Origin of the sequence: Kitasatospora sp. NPDC057198, assembly GCF_042670125.1 — a bacterium.
Classification (GTDB): Bacteria; Actinomycetota; Actinomycetes; order Streptomycetales; family Streptomycetaceae; genus Kitasatospora.
In genome coordinates this window covers 1-5231 of record NZ_JBHUWH010000518.1, presented here as the reverse complement: position 1 = coordinate 5231, position 5231 = coordinate 1, and the positions used below count along the sequence as shown (strand labels likewise).

Annotated in this window: 4 protein-coding genes; all 4 read left to right on the top strand. The window is 71.9% G+C overall.

Annotated elements, in window-relative coordinates; translation table 11 throughout:
- Positions 1–7: 7 nt before the first annotated feature.
- Positions 8–886 carry a carbohydrate ABC transporter permease gene (locus ACFUEL_RS34520; protein WP_380241327.1) on the top strand — a complete coding sequence of 293 codons (879 nt, stop codon included), beginning with the start codon at positions 8–10 and terminating at the stop codon, positions 884–886.
- On the top strand, positions 886–1728 hold the full coding sequence (locus tag ACFUEL_RS34515; RefSeq protein ID WP_380241326.1) for a carbohydrate ABC transporter permease: 843 nt from the start codon (positions 886–888) through the stop codon (positions 1726–1728). The genes ACFUEL_RS34520 and ACFUEL_RS34515 overlap by 1 nt, the downstream gene beginning before the upstream one ends.
- Positions 1729–1802: 74 nt before the next feature.
- Entirely contained in the window at positions 1803–3308 is a 1506-nt protein-coding gene (locus ACFUEL_RS34510; RefSeq protein WP_380241324.1) for an alpha-N-arabinofuranosidase, read from the top strand.
- 34 nt (positions 3309–3342) lie between these two features.
- Positions 3343–4881 (top strand): glycoside hydrolase family 43 protein, encoded by a 1539-nt coding sequence (locus tag ACFUEL_RS34505; protein WP_380241322.1) that lies wholly within the window; start codon positions 3343–3345, stop codon positions 4879–4881.
- Positions 4882–5231: the final 350 nt, after the last annotated feature.

Below are 5231 nucleotides of genomic sequence, written 5' to 3'. Positions count from 1 at the left end.
GTTCGAGATCGCGGTCCTGTCCGGCCCGGCGATCCTGGTCTTCCTGGCCTTCGTGATCTTCCCGGTGGCACTGGCCGCGTTCTACGGCTTCTACCGGTGGCACGGCTACGGGCCGCCCACCGACTGGGTCGGCCTGAACAACTACAAGCTGATCCTCACCGACCCGGCGTTCCAGCAGGTGCTGTGGCACACCGGGGTGATCCTGGTGCTCTCGCTGGTCGTCCAGGGCCCGCTGGCGGTCGGCCTCGCGCTGCTGCTCAACCAGCGGATCCGCGGCCGCTCGGTGATCCGCGTGCTGATCTTCCTGCCGTACGTGGTCTCCGAGGTCATCGTCGGCACCGGCTGGAGCCTGATGCTCCAGAGCAACGGCGCCCTCAACGACCTGCTGCGGCACGTCGGCCTGGGCTTCCTGCAGGCCGACTGGCTGGCCGACCCGGACCTGGCGATCTGGACGCTGCTGGGCATCATCTCCTGGAAGTACATCGGCTTCGCGGTGATCCTGATGCTCGCGGGCCTGCAGTCGATCCCCGAGGAGCTGTCCGAGGCCGCCCAGATCGACGGCGCCTCGTACTGGCAGATCCAGCGGCGCATCACGCTGCCGCTGCTCGGGCCGACCATCCGGATCTGGGCGTTCCTGTCGATCATCGGCTCGCTGCAGCTGTTCGACCTCGTCTACATCATCTGGGGCCCGTACGTGGCGGGCACCGCGGGCACCTCGACCATGGCGATCTACATGGTCGGCCAGGGCCGCAACGCGGGCAACTACGGCTACGGGAGCGCGATCGCGGTCGTGATGTTCCTGATCTCGCTCGTCGTCGCCCTGCTCTACCAGCGCTTCCTGCTCCGCCGCGACCTGCAGGGTGCCATCACCGAAGGAGCCTCCTGATGAGCGCCCGGACGGCCGACCGGCCGCAGAAGTGGGGCAACCCCTTCACCTACTTCGTCGCCCTGCTGTTCATCGGCGTCTGCGTCGCCCCCGTGCTCTACATCGTGCTCGGCGGCTTCCGCACCAACTCGCAGATCAGCACCAGCCCGGCCGGCCTGCCCGAGCCCTGGGTGGTGAGCAACTACCTGAACGTCCTGAAGTCGGTGACGTTCTGGGGCGAGTTCGCCAACTCCCTGGTGGTGGCGCTCGCCAGCACCGTCGGCACCGTGGTCCTCGGCCTGATGGTGAGCTTCGTGCTGGCCCGCTACGACTTCAAGCTCAAGGGGGCGATGTACTCGCTGTTCGCGGCCGGCCTGATGTTCCCGATGGTCATCGCGATCACCCCGCTGTACATCGTGGTCAAGGACCTCGGCCTGGTCGACAACCTGCTGGGCGTGATCGTCCCGCAGATCGCCTTCGGCCTGCCCACCACCGTGATCATCCTGGTGCCGTTCCTGCGCGCCATCCCGAAGGAGATCGAGGAGGCCGCCGCGATCGACGGCACCGGCCGGCTCGGCTTCTTCTTCCGGATGGTCGTCCCGCTGTCGCTCCCCGGCGTGGTGACGGTCGGCATCCTCGGGTTCATCGGCAGCTGGAACAACTACGTGCTGCCGCTGTACGTCCTGAACTCGCAGGCGAACTTCACCCTGCCGCTCGGCGTCCAGGTGTTCTCCTCGCAGTACTCCGTGGACACCGCGAAGGTGCTCGCCTTCACCTCGCTCGCCATGCTGCCCGCGATGGCCTTCTTCGCCGCCTTCCAGAAGAGGATCGTCGGCGGCCTCACCGGCGCCGTGAAGGGCTGAGCACCGGGCCCCAGCGCCCGCCCCGGGCGCCCGGCCCCGGCCCGCACCGCACCGACCCGCTGAAAGGACCCGCCTTGCCCCGCGCCCACGTCGCACTCGACCGGAAGGCCGTCGTCGGCCCCGTCCGGCGCCGCACCTTCGGCTCGTCCGTCGAGCACCTCGGCCGCTGCGTGTACACCGGCATCTACGAGCCGGACCACCCGACCGCGAACGGGGACGGCTTCCGGATGGACGTGGTCGAGCTGGTGCGGGAGCTCGGGTCCACGACCGTCCGCTACCCCGGCGGGAACTTCGTCTCCGGTTTCCGCTGGGAGGACTCCATCGGCCCGCGCGAGCGGCGCCCGGTGCGGCGCGACCTGTCCTGGCACTCGCTGGAGTCCAACCAGGTCGGCCTCGACGAGTTCGCCAGGTGGCTCCAGCTCACCGGCTCCGAACTGATGCTGGCGGTCAACGTCGCCACCCGCGGCATCCTGCCCGCCCTGGACCTGCTCGAGTACGCCAACCACCCGTCCGGCACCGCGCTCTCCGACCTGCGCATCGCCAACGGCACGCCGGAGCCGCACGACGTGCGGATGTGGTGCCTGGGCAACGAGATGGACGGCCCCTGGCAGACCGGCTTCATGACGGCGGACGACTACGGCAAGATCGCCGCCCGCACCGCCGCCGCCATGAAGGCCGCCGACAAGGACCTCGAACTCGTCGTCTGCGGCTCCTCCGGCTCCGGCATGCCGACCTTCGGCGACTGGGAGCGCACCGTCCTCGAGCACAGCTACGACTACGTCGACTACGTCTCCTGCCACGCCTACTACCAGGTGCACGACGGCGACCTCGGCTCCTTCCTGGCCTCCTCGGTCGACATGGAGTTCTTCATCGACACCGTGCTGGCCACCGCCGACCACGTCGGGCACAAGCGGCAGTCGAAGAAGCGGATGAACATCTCCTTCGACGAGTGGAACGTCTGGTACCTCGAGGAGCACAAGGCGTCCGACGAGGTCAACGACGAATGGCGGTACGCCCCGCGGCAGTTGGAGGACGTCTACACGGTGGCCGACGCCGTCGTCGTCGGCAACCTGCTGATGACGCTGCTCAAGCGCAGCGACCGGGTCACCTCCGCCTCGCTGGCCCAGCTGGTCAACGTGATCGCGCCGATCATGACCGAGCCCGGCGGCCCGGCCTGGCGGCAGACCACCTTCCACCCGTTCTCGATCACCAGCCGGCTCGCCTCCGGCGAGGTGCTCCGGCCGGCCGTCGACGCGCCCACCTACCTGACCGCCCGGCACGGCGAGGCGTCCCTGGTCGACGCCGTCGCCACCGTCGACGACGACCGGGCCGCGGTCTTCCTGGTCAACCGCGACCTCTCCGAACCGGCCCTGGTCACCGTCGACGTCCGCGACCTCGGCCCCGCCGCGGCCCGCGTCCTCGAGGCGCTCACCCTCGCCGACGCCGACCCGTACGCCAAGAACACCCTCGCCGACCAGCACCGGGTCGTCCCGGCCGCGAACACCAGCGCCGTCCTCGCCGACGGCGTGCTCAGCATCGAACTGCCCCCGGTCTCCTGGACGGCGATCGCCCTCGGCTGACCGGCCGCACGCAGCACCTCGAAAGGACCGCCCCGTGCGGACGTACCACAACCCCGTGATCCCCGGGTTCCACCCGGACCCCAGCGTCTGCCGGGTCGGTGACGACTACTACCTGGTGTGCTCCAGCTTCGAGTACGTCCCCGGGCTGCCGCTCTTCCACAGCCGGGACCTGGTGCACTGGCGGCAGCTCGGCAACGTGCTCGACCGCCCCGGGCAGCTGCCGCTGCCGCTGCCCGGCAGCACCGCCTCCCGCGGCCTGTACGCGCCGACCCTCCGCCACCACGGCGGCCGGTTCTGGGTGATCTGCACCAACGTCACCTCCGGCGGCAACTTCGTCGTCAGCGCGGAACGGCCCGAGGGCCCCTGGACGGACCCGGTCCGGATCGACCTGCCCGGCATCGACCCGGACCTGGCCTGGGAGGAGGACGGCACCTGCTGGGCCGCCTCCACCGCCCCCGGCATCCACCTCAGCCGGATCGACCCGGCCACCGGCCGGGTACTGGAAGGGCCCTTCCCCACCTGGTCCGGCACCGGCCTCAAGTGGCCCGAGGCCCCGCACCTCTACCGGATCGGCGACTGGTGGTACCTGCTGATCGCCGAGGGCGGCACCGAACGCGGCCACGCCGTCTCCGTCGCCCGCGCCCGCACCCCGCGCGGCCCCTGGGAGGGCGCCCCGCACAACCCCGTGCTCTCCGCGAGCGGCACCGACCGGCCGGTCCAGAGCACCGGCCACGGCGACCTGGTCACCGCGCCCGACGGCAGCTGGTGGATGGTGCTGCTCGGCACCCGGCCCCGCGGCTTCTCCCCCAACTACCACGTCCTCGGCCGGGAGACCTTCCTCACCCCCGTGACCTGGGACGAGGACGGCTGGCCCGTCGTCGCGCCGGTGGCCGAACAGCACCCCGCCCCCGGCGGCACCTGGCACCCGCTGCCCGCCCCGCCCGTCCGCGACGACTTCGACGCCCCCGCGCTCGCCCCGCACTGGATCTCCCCGCACGCCCGCCCCGCCGGCTCCTGGTCGCTGACCGAACCCCCCGGCCGGCTCACCCTCACCGCCACCGGCCCTACCCTCGACCGGCCCGGCCACACCTTCGTCGGCCGCCGCCAGCAGCACCACGACTGCCGCGCCGCCACCCGCCTCGACCCCGGCACCGGCCGGGGCGGCCTGAGCGTGCGCCTGGACGAGGCCCACCACTACGACCTGGAGGCCGGCGCCGGAGAAGTCCGGGTCGTCGCCCGGATCGGCCCGCTGCGCCAGGTCCTGGCCACCCGCCCGGTGCCGCCCGGCCCGCTCACCCTCACCCTCACCGTCCGCACCACCGACCTGGTGCCCGCCTCCCCCGAACTCGCCGGCACCGAACCCTTCGGCCCCGACACCCTCGCCTACTGGCTCGACGACCCCGACACCCCGGGCGCCCGGCCGCTCGCCGAACTGGACGGCCGCTACCTCTCCACCGAGGTCGCCGCCGGCTTCACCGGACGCGTCATCGGCATGTACGCCACCGAGGGCACCGTCGCCTTCGACTGGTTCGACTACCAGCCCTGGCCGCCCCGGGCCGACTCCGACACCTGACACCCCCGCTCCGCCCGCTCCCGGCCCTGCTGGTCGCTGAAAGACGGTCAGCACCGGGCCCGGGTGGGCCGCAGCGGGCGGCCACCACCCCGCCGCCCCCGTGCGGACGGTCTCGCTTCAGGCCAGTTACTGGACCGTGCCCGCGCGGCGACGCGTCGTCGCGCGGGCCCGGTCCGCTCAGCGCAGGCTCTCGTCGGAGCGGGCGCTCCGGATCGCCAGGGCGGCCGCCAGGGCGCAGGCGCCGCCGAGCCACAGGACGCCCCGCACGCCGAGCGCGTCGACGACGACGCCGCCGACCAGCGCGCCGAGGCCGATCGCCAGGTTGAACACCGCCACCCACAGAGCGGAGG